A 13,881-nucleotide genomic window follows, 5' to 3' on the forward strand; every position below is an offset into this window, starting at 1 on the left:
GCTCACGGCTGGACCGCCGCCCGGATGCGGTGCCGCAGCTCGGCCACCGGTGTTCGTTTCTCGTGCGGGCGGGCGAACTGGGCGAGTTCGCGCATGTCGTCCTGGGCGCGACGGGATCGGACCGTGCCCGCGTCTGCGACCGCACGCCCGCCAATGGCTGCGGCCTCCTCCGGGTCTCCGGCCGCCATGGTCAGGGAGGCGAGCTTGATGCCGCTGATCGCTCGGGACCGCACGTAGGCGGCGGTGTGCCCTTCCACCGCGCCGGCCAGCCTGGCGGATGCCTCGGCGACGTACTCGGCGTTGACCGCCTCATCGATGACCTTCCCATCGATCACCTTGCCCAGAGGCCGGCCGTCGATCGCCAGGTCGAACACCGCATGACCGGTGTCCCCCTGGTGCTGGGCGGCGTCGTAGTAGCGCATCCACGGTTTCTCCTCGCCGGGGTGGATACGGTTAAACTCCTTGTCTGCCTCCTTGACGGCCTCCCATGTTTCCGACACGCGGCCGAGTTTGGCGAACGCCCGCGCCTGGGCGGACCGCAGCATGGCGCGCTCGCCGGCGGTGAGCCGGTCGGCTCGGACGAGAGCGAACTCCACGAGCGTGAGCCCGTTGTCGGCGTCTCCGACCCAGATGGCTTGCCTCGCCATGCTGGAAAGCACCTTCGCCCGTAGGTGCCAGTCGTTCGCCTCCTCGGCGCAGGTGAGGGCGACAGCGAACATCTTGCGGGCGTCGTCGTGGGCGTAGGCGTCGAACGCCATAAACGCGGCCGCGTGGCTGAGCCAGCCGACCGCCGAGTACAACGGATCGTGAAGCTTGGTTGGGCAGCACGACTGCTTGAGCAGCCCAAGCGCGAAGCGCAGTTGCGCGTTGACCGCCTCGCGGACCAGACAGCCGCCGTAGGTGTGATCCCAGGTGGTGAACACGTGGGCGATGTTCCGTAGCTCGGCGATGTCGGAGGGCTGGACGGCTGCGGGCGGACTGAGGGTCTGGCCAGGCATGGTCAGATCGGCGAGGGGAACGGCGGCGGCTGCCCCCATCGCGGTGCGGATGAACTGCTTGCGATCCACATCTGCAACGGTAGTTGGCGGATTGCGGCGCCCTGGGCGGGCGAATCCGAGGTCCTTGTCCTCGTCTATCCCACAGATGGCGCGCAGGGCGGCCCGGTAATCAGAGTTGGGCCAGCGCACCAGACCGCGTTCCAGCTTGCCGATGTAGTTGGCTGTCAGGCCCACATCGCGCTTGCGCTCGTTCAGGATCCAGGCGTTGACCAGATCCGCGAGGTCCTGCCGTGACGCGGACTCCCCAGGCGCTGACGGCGACGGCACCCGTTCACGCGCCCGCTGCAGCAGCACGTTGGGATCCGCCATGGCGCACCTCCTCGCGGGCATCGTCGCACAGGAGGGCATCGGCAGGCCCGCGAATCTGCCCCCGATCTGCCCCTTGACTGCCCTACTGGATGGCGTTCCCAAGCACTCGACGCGACTCCAGGGTGGATGGGACCCCTTCACCGCATGTGAGGAGCGGCACACGATGCAGGCTCTTGACGCGGATCGTCACGAGGTCCGCGCGCGCTCGGCCGGCGTCCCGGTGCTTCCCGGTGGGTCGACCTGGCTCACCCTTCTCGTGTCGATCGACCGGGGCGAGACGTGGCAGGCGAGCGGCACGCTCAACTTGCCCACCGCGCGGTACGACGCTGCCGCGCGCCTGTTCCTCATGACCGCGATGAGCACGGCGGCCGAGGATCACGCCGTGGGCGTGGTGTGGCAGGCGCTCGCCTGGCCCGCCCGGGAGGGCGAGGACTGCCCGCCCGCCACGCCGCCCATTGTGTCGCTCCGCAGCGACGGTGAACCGGCCACCTCGAACGTTCCTTGTCACCTTCCACCCTCCTGACACCCAAGGTCCTTGATGACGACCGACGTACCTACTGACCCGTCCCCAAACGACAAGCCCGCCGCGGGCAACGCCGAGGTCCTGAGTGACGAGACAGCTCAGTTCCTGGCCGCGCAGTTGCAGGCGTCGTGGGGCGGCCGCTGGCAGGTGATGTGGGAGCCCTGGGGCCGCAAGTTCCGGGCGTTCCCGGCGTACGCCATGGACGTCAACACACCGGTAGTGGGTCGCAGCCTCCGCGAGCTGTGGCGCAACGTCCTCGACGTTGACCAGGCGTTGCTGCTCGCGTTGGCCGAGGCCGTCCCGGCGCACCCGCCCACTGTCGTCCACATACCCCCCGGCTTCCTTCAGGAGGTGTTCGGGTGATCAAGCGAGACGTGGCCGGGCAGGCGGCCCCGCGCGCGGGCGGGGAAGCTACGCCACGTCTTGGCGCGGACCGGCACGCGGATAGGGGAGTTGCCCCTTGCCGGCCGCGCACTACGGCGCGGGCCGACTATCCCCGTTCCATTCCCTCGGGCCCGCGCCGCCTCGACTCGCAGCCCACGACGGGAACCAGCACGGCCGTGGGCTGCGAGATCCAACTTCCGGCCGCCTTCTTCCCCACAGCGCAACACGGTGATCACCCATGAACCCCACAACAGTCGCCCACCTGCGACTTTCCGCTCTCCGCAGGCGCCACCCTGCTTATGAGTTCGTCCGCGGCAGAGATGAGTCTGGTCAGGAGTGCTGGCAGGCGCGCCTGTGCGTGGAGATCACCCCGCCCATGCGGGCTGCCGGTGTTGTGGAGGTCATCCAGCGGCCCAACCACGACTTGCTTGTCTACGAGCTCTACCGCCAGGAGGTTGCCCTTCGCCCCTTCCACGCCACCCACTTGAATCCGCTGCCCCGGGCCTACGCGATATGAGAGGAACCCGGATGGATCTCATCATCCTCGTGTACGGCGACCCGTGGAGCCCCGACCTGCCCCACGACGCGGCGCTCCGCCCTGGACTTGTCCGGGCATTCACCCTCGCGTGCCGAGCCGCGCACCGACTGATCTGCAAACGCATCGGCCCCAGCGGAGGAGAGCCCTCTCCGCCGCAGTCCGTCAAGGCGAGATCAGCCTGCGCGCCCTGCTCGGCACGACCACGCTCCAGTGCGACCCTGCGTGACTCCGCACCGCGCGCCGGGCGTCTCAGTTGAGGGGATCGCCCCGGCCCGCCTGGAGCTGTTCGGCGCCGGTCCCGTGATCAGCGGACAGTGCTCGACCCGTGACCGAATGAGACGCGGGAGAGGAGAGTCCTGGGCTAGGCTCCGGCGCATGGTGTGACTGCCTGGACGGGCAGCCGCCATGGAGGGACTGAGCCATGAGCGAGGACCTGGCCGGCGTCTGGCCACTGCTCGGCATGCGCCTGAAGACGGCGCGCCTGGAGCTGGCGATAGCCGACACCCGCGACCTGATGAATCTCGCCCGCGCCTCCGGTGACATCCAACCCGCGGACGAACCCCGCTACCACAAGTCGTACCTGTACGAGCCGTCACCCGACCGGGAGCGGCACCTGCTGCAGAAGCACTGGCGGGCCCTGGCCCACTGGAAGCCGACGAGCTGGGACCTGCACCTGGCCATCCGCCTGGGCGGCGTCGCGATCGGCGTACAGAACATGTGGGCGAACAACTTCGCGGTCGTCCGCGACGTCGAGACCGGTTCGTGGATCACCCGTAGCCACCAAGGGCAGGGTTACGGCACCGAGGCCCGCGCCGCCATCCTCGAGTTCGCGTTCGCCCACCTGGGCGCGCTCGAAGCTCACACGTCGTACGTCAAAGGCAATATTGCCTCCGAGACCGTGTCGCGCAAGCTCGGCTACGTCTACAACGGCCGCCGCGCCTACGACCGCGACGGGGTCCGCACGATCGAGCACTGCATGCTGCTGGACGCGGCGGCCTGGGAGACGCACCGCGTGGCCGGTGTGTCAGTAGAGGGGGGTCACTCCCGCCTGTCTGGAGTTGTTCGGCGCCGCCTGACCCTGCGGCCTCTTGGACGACGCGGCGGGCGGGCACCGACAGCTTGACCTCGATGGACTCCCACGGTGCCCCGAGCTCCACCTTCTCCGTCAGGACCTCTTCGGGTTGTCAGCTGAGCAGATGCAGAACCCGTTCGGCCTGGAGCTCCAAGGTGCCTGGCGGGTTGTGGGGCGTTGCTGGCCCATCGGGGCCAAGCATCAGGAACCATCCCATAGCGGACAGGCGGCGAAAGTCCCGTACCCGCTCGGCTTCCGGCTGACTCAGGTCGATACAGGCCAGAAGTCGCTCTACGTCCAGGATACCGTCGACACGGGAGATATGCTCGGCCACCTCGCCAAGCTCGAAGGCTCGATCACTGCGACCCGAGTCTTCCCAGTCGACGAGCCGTACTCGGCGCTCCTGGTCATCCCACAGGTAATTGGCGTGGTTTCCGTCAGCCAACCCGAGAACAGGAGGCAACGGGTTGGTGGTGAGCCTGTCAGGGGCGGATGAGGCCAGCCAGGCGACGCCTGCTCGGAACGCCTGCCGTACCAGAGAGTCGTCGCCCAGGTCAGGTTGCTTGTCAGCCCAGGCGCGGACCTTGTCCACGGCTGCGGCAGGCCGCCACGCGGCAGGCTCGAGCGCTGCAACCGCTTGAGCGGGGATCGCGTGGTGCAATTGGTCCAGAGCGGCGGCCATCGCGCGGACTTGCTCGTCCATAGCGTGCTCGCCACGCAGAACGCGGCCGGGCAGCCTGGTCATCACGACCGTGGGGGGACAGGCGTCGAGCGCGGCTCGGACAGGCGTGGCCGCAAGGCCAGGCGCGTGTTCGGCGAGGAGCTTCAGCGCCGCCCATTCCCGCTGGGGCTCTCCTCGACCCCACGACCTGAATCGCTTGATCACGAGGTCGTCGCCGAGTTCGATGTCGTGCGTGCTGAATCGATCCACCATGCGCCCGCTCTACCCTCTCTGTCCCTCCCTCCGTTGAGGGGAAGGAAGAGATTACCGCAGCGCAGAGCTCTGTCATCGCACGAAGGACGATCTATCCAGCGTGTATTCAGCGTCGGCATCGAGCGGGACTGGCCGTAGAGGCGAACCGCCGGACCGCTGCGCAGGCAAGCATGCAATCCCAATCACCGTGAGGGTATACACCCATCGTTGGCCAGCCCTTGGAACGGCCACAGCGGGTAGGCGCGCTTCTGAGATGCACATACAGCACCGCTCACGTCCCCACGTGCGTATTCAAAGAATGGCGGCGCCCGGTCGCCTTTGGTTAGGCTCGCCGGTTGCGTTGGGGATGTCGGAAAGAGCGTTGTCCGCACTGGGCCTGTCTGTCAGCCTGCAAAGGCGATGCGCTCGCGGAGGTCGTGCACGGCAGGAAGTTCTTGGTGCGCGCGCATCGCCGCAGCCAGTTCACGAAGCGGGCCGATCGTGCGCTGCGAGCTGATTTCCATGGTGAGGTCGAGGGCCGCGTGAGCCGTGTCGCATGCCTGTTCAAGATGCCCCTGCCGTCGTTGGGCGTCAGCCTGCCGGACGAGGTATAGGGCGTGGGTGCGCACGGCGTTTCCGTTGAACATCCGAGCGGCGGCTGCGAAGGTGTTCTCGGCTTCCTCGGCGTGCCCCATAGCGAGCTCGGTGGAAGCTCGCGAGCCTTGGAACTCGCTCTCATCAAACCAGTACGCCCACTCTGGTTCGTCGCCGGCGTTGCGGTTGGCGATGTGCAGAAGCTGCTCGGCCCGGTCAAGATCTTCCCAGCAGCCGTCGTCGCCTATGTGAGATCGTGCGCGGGCTCGGCGTGCGTAGACGAGGGCTTCAACGCGTGCCGCGGCCTTGCCTCGAACCTCGGCCAATGCGGTACAGGCGAGGGACTCTGCCTCTGCGGGCCGGTCGCAGTTGTATGCGGCCGCTGCCCAGAAGGTGAGGATGTGAGCGCCCAGGAGCCGATCGTCTGCCGCGTGCGCGGCTTGCAGGGCGGTCCTGAACGTCCGATCATCGCAGCGATCATGGACGTCGAAGACGCCCCAGGCGCGCATCCTGGCGAGGTCCGCGGCGGCGGCGTACAGGCGTTGGCCATGCGCCAGCGTGTAACTGCGGTTCGATAACAGGTCAGCCACCATGGTAAGGGTGGCATCCGCTCGTGTGATCAGCGTCCCCCCGCCGTCGACGTCATCGGCGCGGCGAAGTTCACGCACCTGGCGTTCGATCAGGCTGATGGCTCCCTCGCCGAGGCGCCGGCCTGAGAGTTGTTCGGCGACCGCGGGGTCTGCGGTGACCCAACCGAAGAGGGTGGAGACGAGGGCTGCCGAGCTGTAGACGAAGGTCCGGCGGTGCATGTCACTCCCGACGGTTTCGATGATGGCCTCTCGGGCGCCGAGGCAGGTCCAGGGGTGATCGGGATTCTGTTGAAGGGGGTCGAAGGTGAGCCACTGCGGCCACGGATGCACGTCGATGAGTGCGGGATCAATGCCGAACAGTTCCGCCATCACCGTCTGAGCCAGCCGATCTGGCCTGCGCCCGTTTTCCCATCGTAGGACACCGTCTGGGCTTGTTCCCAGGGCTGCACCGCCGCGCGCGATGCTCAAGGTCACCAACTCTCGTGCGAGGTCGCGTCTGTTCATGTTGCGGACTTCCCGGGCGCACACCAGGTGAGGAACCTTCGCCATGTTGGCTGATCCTTTCTCCGGGCTATAGCCGCGACCTAGGTGACGCCAGCGCACCGCGCCGGAAAGGGCTGGATGGCCACGGTTCAATCACATGCAATGAGTATATTACATGTGATTGAACGGTTGTTCCTGCTAGCAGTGCGGGTACTACGACGACCGGCCCACCGGTGAACCCAGACTCCCGCCAACGTCTACCGTCCTCGACGGCGCCCAGCTCCTTGCCACGTGGCGGTGCTGTAAGGCGGGCTCTCCGCGTCCGTGGTGACCCTCGAATTGGGGGCGATGAGCCGCGCATGGTGGCCCGCCGCAAGGGTGTTTGCAGTGCTCCTTGAGTGCTCTTCAGCGCACAGGGCCAGCATCCCGCCAGAGGCTTCCGCGCCGGTTCGGCAGGCGGCAGCGTTGAACGCATACCGCCGAGGCCGTGGCGGTGATCCCTCGCCTGTCCTGCACCGATGTCCAGTACCTCTTTGTACCTGGAGCGCCCCGATGCGACTAGCACTGCATGGACCGCCCGGATCGGGCAAGTCCACTCTGGCCCGGCTTCTCGTAGAAGAGTTCAGCCGGCTCAATCGACCGACTGTGGTAGTGAAGCTGGCCGCACCGCTCTACCAGCTCCAGTCGCTGGTCTACACCGTGGCCGGCGAGCCGATGCTCGACCCCACCATGCAAGACGGCCAACTCCTTAACGACCTAGCCGCTCATCTGCGCCGCATCAACCCCGACGCCCTAACCGACAACTTCGCTCGTCGCGTGCGGCAGGCCGCCACGCGCTACCCCGAAGCGGTCCTGCTGTGTGACGACATGCGAGCCCCGGACGCCGCCACCCTGGTGGACCTCGGCTTCCATCTCGTTCGTGTCCACGCCGCCCAGGAGCTGCGCCTCGGCCGCAAGAACCTGCGTGGAGACCTGACAGCCGGACAAGACGACCATCCCACCGAGGCCTCGGTCGCCCTTGACTCCCACCACGACGTCCGCAACGACGGCGGACTCGAGGACCTGCGCCAGGCCGCTAGAACGTTGGCACGGCAGGTGGCCTCATGATCCTGACCGGGCCGGAGATCGCCCGCCGACGGGAACTGGGCGAAATCACCCTGGAGCCGTTCCGCGACGACTTCGTCAACCCGTGCAGCTTCAACTACCGGCTCGGGCCGACACTGCGCACCCACGACAGCACGGTGATTGACCCTCGCGAGCCGCACCCGCTGCGTGAGCTCGTCATTCCCGAGGACGGCATCGTCCTGCAACCCCGCCGCATCTATCTGGGCACCACCGTCGAGCGCATCGGTGGGACGGACACCGTTCCCACCTTGATCGGACGGTCCTCCGTCGGCCGGCTCGGCGTCTTTGTGCAATTCGCCGCAGACCTCGGCAACACGGGCGCCGCCCACCACTGGACGTTGGAGATCGAGGTGGTTCAACCGGTCCGGGTCTATGCCGGGATGGTCATCGGCCAGATCAGCTTCTGGACCACCACCGGTGACATCAGCCTCTACCGCGGCCATTTCGGCCGCTTTGACCAGGCCACCACACCCCCGCCCAGCCACCTGGCCAAGTGCTGCCACTGACCCGTCGTTCCCCCGATCGGAGTTGTATCGTGTCGATCCTCACCGGGCCGGAGATCGTTCGCCGTCGCGAAACTGGCGAGCTGACCCTCGAACCCTTCAACCCTGACCACGTCAACCCCAACAGCTACAACCTGACGCTCGGCCCCACCCTGGTCTGTTACACCAGCGACGTCCTGGACACGCGTCGGCCCAACCCGACCACCGAGATCACGATCCCGGACGACGGGATGATGCTGCGCCCCGACCGCGTCTATCTGGGCTCCAGCGTGGAGGTGATCGGCAGCGACTGCCTGGCGCCGATCGTCAAGGCACGCTCGGGCACCGCACGCTTGGGCATGTACGTGCACATGACCGCCGACCTGATCGACATCGGCTCGTGCGGACAGACCACCTTCCAGATCCACGTCGTGGAACCGTTGCGCATCTACGCCGGAATGGTGCTCGCCCAAGTCACCTTCTGGGAACCGGTAGGACGCATCCAGCTTTACAACGGCAAGTACCAGAACTCGCGAGGCCCTCAACCATCGAAGATCCACTATGACCACGGCACGTTGGCGGGAGTGGGCGCATGACGTCGACCGCCGTCACCGATCCCGCGTCTCGCTGCCCCGACCCCGTAGCGCGCCGCCTGGTCACCGAGGCATTTACCGCGATCCGGCGCGTCTATGTGCCTGAGCGGCACCAGATTGCCGCCGCGGTGCTTGCGGATGGCCAGGTCTACCTCGGGCTCCACCTGGACGCCATGGTCGGGCGGGCCGCCATGTGCGCCGAACCCGCCGCGGTCGCGGCTGCCCGCCTCGTTACCAACGCCCCGCTGACGGCGATTGCCGCCGTTCGCTACCCAAAGCCAAGCGAGAGCGTCGGGCCGCGCATCGTCCCGCCCTGCGGGCTGTGCCGCGAACTGCTCATCGACCACGGCGGCCCATCGATGACCACGGTGCTCGACCACGGCGGGACCGGCGTGCTAGTCCCGCTCAGCGACCTGCTGCCGCACAAGTACATCGGCACCAAGTGGGCCGCCGCCCGCTGACATCGCGCCATCTCACCCCGACCACGAGGCCACCACTGCCATGGACTTTCGCACGCCGCTCCTCGATCGGCTCGCCACCGCGGTGATCCCCGATCAGCACTTCGAGCTGTCGGCCGACGACGCCCGCGACGTCTACTTCACCGACACCCGCATGCTGGATGCCACCCAACTGGCCCACCACCGCTACCGCACCAACCCGCTGGCTCTGCACGACCATCTGCTTCAGGCGCTCGACTTGCGCGGCACCGAAGAGTTGCTGGACCTCGGCTGCGGCAACGGCTTCCTTATCGAGCAGATCCGCCCTCACCTGGCGGCCGGTCATGTGGTGGGCCTGGACATCGCTCCCGGCGTGCTGGCGGCCGCCCGCCAGCGTCTGACTGGCGTCGCTACCCCGTGCGACTGGGTCGAGGGCAGCGCCGATGATCTGTCGATGTTCACCGACCGCAGCTTCGACCGCGTCATGGCGGTTTACATGGCCCACTACGTACCTGACCTTCAGCGATGCTTCGCCGAAGTTCGGCGCGTGTTGCGCCCCGGTGGCCGTTTCCTCCTCGCGACCGACCACCCCGAGTCCATGGTGGAGATGTACGCCGTGCACTTTTCCGCGCTGCGGGAAATGAACGCCCCCCGCCACCTGTTCCGCGCCACGCCCAAGGCCCGCATTTCGCTGGACAACGGCGCCGAGCAGCTCACCCCGCACTTCGCTCACGTCGAGCGGCGCACGTGGCAAGACCAACTCCAATTCGCCGATCCCGAACCTTTTCTGGCCTTCTACCGCGGCCACAACTACTGCTGCGCCGCGAGCAGGCCAGGGCGGGACCTGCCCGCAGAGTTCTTCACCGAATTGGAAGACCGCGTGCGCCGCAAGGTTCAGTCCGTGATCCGCACTAGCGACTACTTCGCCCTCACCAAGTTCACCGGCACCTTCGTCTGCTGGTGACCTATCGAAACGGAGACCTCGTGACGCCTGCTCACCTCGACGACCTGCGCGGAGCCCGCGTGCTGATCACCGGCGGCGCCGGTTTCATTGGCACAGCCGTCCGCCGAATCCTCAACGCCGTGGGCGCCGCCCCCGCACTCCTGGACAACCTGAGCGCCTACGAGCCGACCACCCTCAGCCTGCTCGGCACCGGTCCAGACGACCCACAGCTGACCGTCGGTGACATCTGCGACGAAACCCTGGTGCGCGACATGGTGGCTCAGGCGGACTACGTCATCCACGCCGCCGCCCATTCCACCGTCGGCGGCTGCGCCACCAACCCCGCCACACACTTCCATTCCAACCTCGCCGGCACCGACACGGTCCTGCGCGCCGTCGCCGAAACCCCCGGCGTGCGACGCTTCGTGCTGCTGTCTACAGCTCAGGTCTACGGCAGCGGAGATCCGCACGCCGATCCCGACCAGATTCGCCTCTTCACCGAAGATCAGCCCGTCCGCCCGCTCAACCTGTACGCCAGCGCCAAAGTGTGGGCGGAATTCCACACTAGGCAGCTGCTGGCCCCGGCTGGCCGAGACTTCACGGTGCTGCGCCCGTTCAGCGTCTATGGTCCAGGCCAGGTACCTAAGCCGGCCGCACCCTCCTGGGTGATCGCCCAGTTCACCATGTACGCCGCTCTCGGCCAGGAGCTTATCCTCAACAACGGCGGCCGCCAGGTCCGAGACTTCCTCTACCGAGACGATGCTGCGGAGGCCGTTACCCGATCCTTGCTCGCCCCCGCGGCAAGCGGCCAGACCCTCAACCTCGGCACCGGCACAGCCACCTCCATCCGCACCGTGGCTGGCCATGTCCGGGCACACTTCCCCGAAACCGAGGTCGTCGACGCCCCCCGTCCCGCGCAGGACCCCCTCGGCGGCCGCGCCGACATCACCCGCTCGACCAGCGTCCTGGCGTGGATGCCAAAGGTGTCCGTCACCGAGGGCATCGCCCGCTACGTCGAGTGGGTCAGCACCACACCAGCGGCAATCCCCCCGTGGCTGCGCGAGGAGACCAGCCAGAGCCGGATCACGGCCTGGAACTCATCGGCTGCTTCCCGCCCCTGACTCTGACTCGGGACCCGAACGGCGCTCACCAGCGCGTACGGGTCCCAGCCTCCTACCCGTAACGGAGATCGTGCTGTGAAAAAGCTGCGCACTGCAGTGATCGGCCTTGGTTGGGCGGGCACCGTTCACGCCCAAGCGCTGGCCACCATGCCGGGGATCGACCTCATCGCCCTGGCCGACCCCGATCCGGCCCGGCGCGCCGCCTTTCCCGGCCTACGCACCGTCAAATGCATCAGCGACCTGCTGGATTTGGGCCTGGACTACTGCGTTGTCGCGACACCGACCGCGACACACGAAACCATCGCACTCCGTCTCGCGGACGCCGGCATCTCCTCCCTGATCGAAAAACCCCTCGCCCCGACGTTGGAGGCCGCCTGGCGCATCGGCGACGCCTTCCAGCGCGCCAGCGTGATCGCAGCCGTCGGCCACACCGAGCGCCACAACGCCGCCACCGCAGAACTCGCCCGCCGCCTACGCAGCGGCGAATTCGGCACCCTGTGGCAGATCACCACCTGCCGACAAGGCCCCCACCCTGGCCGCATCAGCGACGTCGGCGTCGCCCGCGACCTGGCTGTTCACGACCTCGACCTCGCCGCCTGGCTCGCTCAGCAACCCATCACATCGATCACGGCCGCCGTCGCGTGCATCGTCGGCCCGCACGAGGACACCGCCACCGCGACCGCGCGCCTGCACAACGGCCTGCTCTCCCACCTTCACGCCAACTGGATCACTCCCTTTAAACACCGCACCCTCCAGGTTCACACCCCAGCAGGGGTCCTGACCGCCGATGCGGTGAATCTCACCCTGACGCTCCACCCCAACACGGCATCACAGCGCAACACGGAAACATTCGTCGACGTGCACGCTGGTCAGGCTCAATCCCTGCCCGTACCCGACCGCCCAGCCCCTTTCACCGTCGAAAACCAGATAATGCGCGACGCGCTACACGGCCACGGCACCGACGGCCTCGTCACCCTCGCCGACGGCGCCGCCGCCGTGGCCGCCACCGAGGCCCTACTCACCGCCGCCCGCACCGGCCAGGCGACCAACGTCATGCACCGCCAAACCGTTCCCGCCTGACCTCTCCACCTTCACGCCGCCGACCACAAGGACCAGCCGTGCCCCGTACTCCCCTGACCGTCGACACCGCCGTCCAGTTCTTCCCTCGCGGCGGCTCCGCGTTCGTTGTCAAATACCTCAACCAGCATCTGATGGCGCGCGGCGTCCGCACGAACGTCATCTGCGGATCCCTCGGCAAGCCCGGCCAGGCCAGCCATGCCGCCACGTTCTACCAGGGCCTGCCCATCGCCCCCTACGACTACAACTCGGCCGCCGCCGCGCATGCGTCCGGCCTGTCCTCCATGGACGGCCAGCGCGCCCCCTTCCACCCCTCCTTCGAAGACCGGGGACCCGCAGCTCCGGACACGCAGGCCACTGCCGTCGCGCCAGCAACCTTCATTCACCTGATCAACGTCTGGCACCGGCATCTGGCCCGCCATCGCAGCGCCAGCCCTGACATCGTGCATCTGCACCATCTCAGCCATCTGCAACAGGCCGCGCTGTACGCATACCCCAACACCCCCCGCGTGACCACCCTCCACGGCACCGACCTCAACCTCCTCCACCAGGCGCATGCCATCCGCGCCCTCGCCGAGCGCGCCGGCACCGACCCTGATCACCTCGCCGACACCCTCCCTCCCGCACCAGACGAGCGAGCAGCCGTCCTGTCCGCTCTCGCCCACGAACACGGCTTTGGCGACGATGACGCGCACCACCTGACCGCCACCGACTGGAGGCTGTGGCGGCACACCACGTCCTGGATCACCTCCATGCAGCGGTGGGCGAGACACGCCGGCCACCTCGTCACTGTCTCCGCCGGTGACCGGGCCGAGGCCCGACACCTGCTCGGCGTAGACGAGGAGCACATCACCGTCATCGGCAATGGCGCCGACCTGACGCGCTTCATCCCGCGCGACCTGACCACCGCCGAACGCTTTGCGCACCTGCGGCGCTGGCTCGTCGAAGACCCCCGCGGCTGGGCGCCCGGGCAACAGCCCGGAACGATCCGCTACAGCGACCACGACCTGGAGCGCCTGCGGGACCACCACGGGCACCTGCGGCCCATGGTGTTGTGGATAGGCCGCTACCAGAAAGTCAAGCGGCTCAGCCTGCTCATGGAAGCGTTCGCCGCCGCGATGCGAGAGGTCAACCCTGCCCCTGCCCTCCTGCTCTGGGGCGGGGCCCCCGGCGAATGCGAAGGCGAGCACCCCCTGCGCACCGCCCAACGCCTGGGCATCGACAAGAACGTCTACGTCATCGGGTGGCGCGGACACGACGAACTCCCTCTCGGGCTGGCCTGTGCCGATCTCATGGCCGCCCCTGCGGTGGGTGAGTCCTTCGGCATGGTCTACGTCGAAGCCATGGCCTGCGGTGTGCCGCCGATCGCCACACACACCGGAGGCCCCGCCGATTTCATCGTCTCCTCCGGACCCCAGGCCAACGGTTGGACCGTCCGCCCTGACGATCCCCACCACCTCGCTAGCGCCCTGCAGGAGGCACTCATCAACCCCGGCGAGCGCGCCCGCCGGGGGCGCAACGCGGCCGCCCTGGCCCACAGCACCTACGGCTGGCCCACCGTCGTGAACCGCTATCAAGCGCTGTACGAACGCCTGCGCCGCAGCGCGTCCTCCGCCTAGAGACCGCTCTCCACTCGAAC

Annotated in this window: 15 protein-coding genes; 12 read left to right on the forward strand and 3 right to left on the reverse strand. The window is 67.6% G+C overall.

Annotated elements, in window-relative coordinates; all coding sequences use genetic code 11:
• Nucleotides 1-2 precede the first annotated feature (2 nt).
• Nucleotides 3-1,367 (reverse strand): hypothetical protein, encoded by a 1,365-nt coding sequence (locus OHA25_RS60390; protein ID WP_327591354.1) that lies wholly within the window; start codon nt 1,365-1,367, stop codon nt 3-5.
• A gap of 163 nt (nt 1,368-1,530) precedes the next feature.
• Here OHA25_RS60390 and OHA25_RS60395 point away from each other — a divergent pair, with 163 nt between their 5' ends.
• From OHA25_RS60395 to OHA25_RS60410, 4 genes are all read left to right on the forward strand, one after another.
• Entirely contained in the window at nt 1,531-1,890 is a 360-nt protein-coding gene (locus OHA25_RS60395) for a hypothetical protein (protein ID WP_327591355.1), read from the forward strand.
• Nucleotides 1,891-1,905: 15 nt separating this feature from the next.
• Nucleotides 1,906-2,253 carry a hypothetical protein gene (locus tag OHA25_RS60400; RefSeq protein ID WP_327591356.1) on the forward strand — a complete coding sequence of 116 codons (348 nt, stop codon included), beginning with the start codon at nt 1,906-1,908 and terminating at the stop codon, nt 2,251-2,253.
• A 259-nt stretch (nt 2,254-2,512) separates the two neighbouring features.
• Complete coding sequence (locus OHA25_RS60405) at nt 2,513-2,791, forward strand: hypothetical protein (RefSeq protein WP_327591357.1); 279 nt, start codon at nt 2,513-2,515, stop codon at nt 2,789-2,791.
• Nucleotides 2,792-3,233: 442 nt separating this feature from the next.
• On the forward strand, nt 3,234-3,935 hold the full coding sequence (locus OHA25_RS60410) for a GNAT family N-acetyltransferase (protein ID WP_327591358.1): 702 nt from the start codon (nt 3,234-3,236) through the stop codon (nt 3,933-3,935).
• A gap of 61 nt (nt 3,936-3,996) precedes the next feature.
• Here OHA25_RS60410 and OHA25_RS60415 read toward each other — a convergent pair whose 3' ends face one another.
• Entirely contained in the window at nt 3,997-4,818 is an 822-nt protein-coding gene (locus tag OHA25_RS60415; protein WP_327591359.1) for a phosphotransferase family protein, read from the reverse strand.
• A gap of 383 nt (nt 4,819-5,201) precedes the next feature.
• Nucleotides 5,202-6,530 (reverse strand): helix-turn-helix domain-containing protein, encoded by a 1,329-nt coding sequence (locus tag OHA25_RS60420; RefSeq protein ID WP_327591360.1) that lies wholly within the window; start codon nt 6,528-6,530, stop codon nt 5,202-5,204.
• Nucleotides 6,531-7,016: 486 nt separating this feature from the next.
• Here OHA25_RS60420 and OHA25_RS60425 point away from each other — a divergent pair, with 486 nt between their 5' ends.
• The 8 genes from OHA25_RS60425 (at nt 7,017) to OHA25_RS60460 (ending at nt 13,861) form a co-directional block, all read left to right on the forward strand.
• The gene (locus OHA25_RS60425; protein WP_327591361.1) at nt 7,017-7,571 is read left to right on the forward strand and encodes an ATP-binding protein; all 555 of its coding nucleotides are present in this window, start codon (nt 7,017-7,019) and stop codon (nt 7,569-7,571) included.
• On the forward strand, nt 7,568-8,095 hold the full coding sequence (locus OHA25_RS60430) for a dCTP deaminase (protein WP_327591362.1): 528 nt from the start codon (nt 7,568-7,570) through the stop codon (nt 8,093-8,095). The genes OHA25_RS60425 and OHA25_RS60430 overlap by 4 nt, the downstream gene beginning before the upstream one ends.
• Before the next feature lie 29 nt (nt 8,096-8,124).
• Nucleotides 8,125-8,667, forward strand: a complete 543-nt coding sequence (locus OHA25_RS60435; RefSeq protein ID WP_327591363.1) for a dCTP deaminase — start codon at nt 8,125-8,127, stop codon at nt 8,665-8,667.
• The gene (locus OHA25_RS60440) at nt 8,664-9,125 is read left to right on the forward strand and encodes a hypothetical protein (RefSeq protein WP_327591364.1); all 462 of its coding nucleotides are present in this window, start codon (nt 8,664-8,666) and stop codon (nt 9,123-9,125) included. Before OHA25_RS60435 ends, OHA25_RS60440 begins: the two co-directional genes overlap by 4 nt.
• A 40-nt stretch (nt 9,126-9,165) precedes the next feature.
• Complete coding sequence (locus OHA25_RS60445; protein WP_327591365.1) at nt 9,166-10,065, forward strand: class I SAM-dependent methyltransferase; 900 nt, start codon at nt 9,166-9,168, stop codon at nt 10,063-10,065.
• A gap of 59 nt (nt 10,066-10,124) precedes the next feature.
• Nucleotides 10,125-11,165 carry an NAD-dependent epimerase/dehydratase family protein gene (locus OHA25_RS60450; RefSeq protein ID WP_327591366.1) on the forward strand — a complete coding sequence of 347 codons (1,041 nt, stop codon included), beginning with the start codon at nt 10,125-10,127 and terminating at the stop codon, nt 11,163-11,165.
• A 75-nt stretch (nt 11,166-11,240) separates the two neighbouring features.
• Nucleotides 11,241-12,245, forward strand: coding sequence for a Gfo/Idh/MocA family protein (locus OHA25_RS60455; protein WP_327591367.1), 1,005 nt, complete (start codon nt 11,241-11,243; stop codon nt 12,243-12,245).
• Between the two features lie 38 nt (nt 12,246-12,283).
• A complete protein-coding gene (locus OHA25_RS60460; RefSeq protein WP_327591368.1) occupies nt 12,284-13,861 on the forward strand; it encodes a glycosyltransferase family 4 protein in 1,578 nt (525 codons plus the stop codon).
• Nucleotides 13,862-13,881: the final 20 nt, after the last annotated feature.

This window comes from Nonomuraea sp. NBC_00507 (genome assembly GCF_036013525.1).
Lineage (GTDB): Bacteria > Actinomycetota > Actinomycetes > Streptosporangiales > Streptosporangiaceae > Nonomuraea.

Excerpts from the sequence above, each read along its gene's own strand:
- OHA25_RS60390 (WP_327591354.1), bottom strand. The coding sequence starts at position 1,367 with ATGGCGGATCCCAACGTGCTGCTGCAGCGGGCGCGTGAACGGGTGCCG.
- OHA25_RS60395 (WP_327591355.1), top strand. The coding sequence starts at position 1,531 with ATGCAGGCTCTTGACGCGGATCGTCACGAGGTCCGCGCGCGCTCGGCC.
- OHA25_RS60400 (WP_327591356.1), top strand. The coding sequence starts at position 1,906 with ATGACGACCGACGTACCTACTGACCCGTCCCCAAACGACAAGCCCGCC.
- OHA25_RS60405 (WP_327591357.1), top strand. The coding sequence starts at position 2,513 with ATGAACCCCACAACAGTCGCCCACCTGCGACTTTCCGCTCTCCGCAGG.
- OHA25_RS60410 (WP_327591358.1), top strand. The coding sequence starts at position 3,234 with ATGAGCGAGGACCTGGCCGGCGTCTGGCCACTGCTCGGCATGCGCCTG.
- OHA25_RS60415 (WP_327591359.1), bottom strand. The coding sequence starts at position 4,818 with ATGGTGGATCGATTCAGCACGCACGACATCGAACTCGGCGACGACCTC.
- OHA25_RS60420 (WP_327591360.1), bottom strand. The coding sequence starts at position 6,530 with ATGGCGAAGGTTCCTCACCTGGTGTGCGCCCGGGAAGTCCGCAACATG.
- OHA25_RS60425 (WP_327591361.1), top strand. The coding sequence starts at position 7,017 with ATGCGACTAGCACTGCATGGACCGCCCGGATCGGGCAAGTCCACTCTG.
- OHA25_RS60430 (WP_327591362.1), top strand. The coding sequence starts at position 7,568 with ATGATCCTGACCGGGCCGGAGATCGCCCGCCGACGGGAACTGGGCGAA.
- OHA25_RS60440 (WP_327591364.1), top strand. The coding sequence starts at position 8,664 with ATGACGTCGACCGCCGTCACCGATCCCGCGTCTCGCTGCCCCGACCCC.
- OHA25_RS60445 (WP_327591365.1), top strand. The coding sequence starts at position 9,166 with ATGGACTTTCGCACGCCGCTCCTCGATCGGCTCGCCACCGCGGTGATC.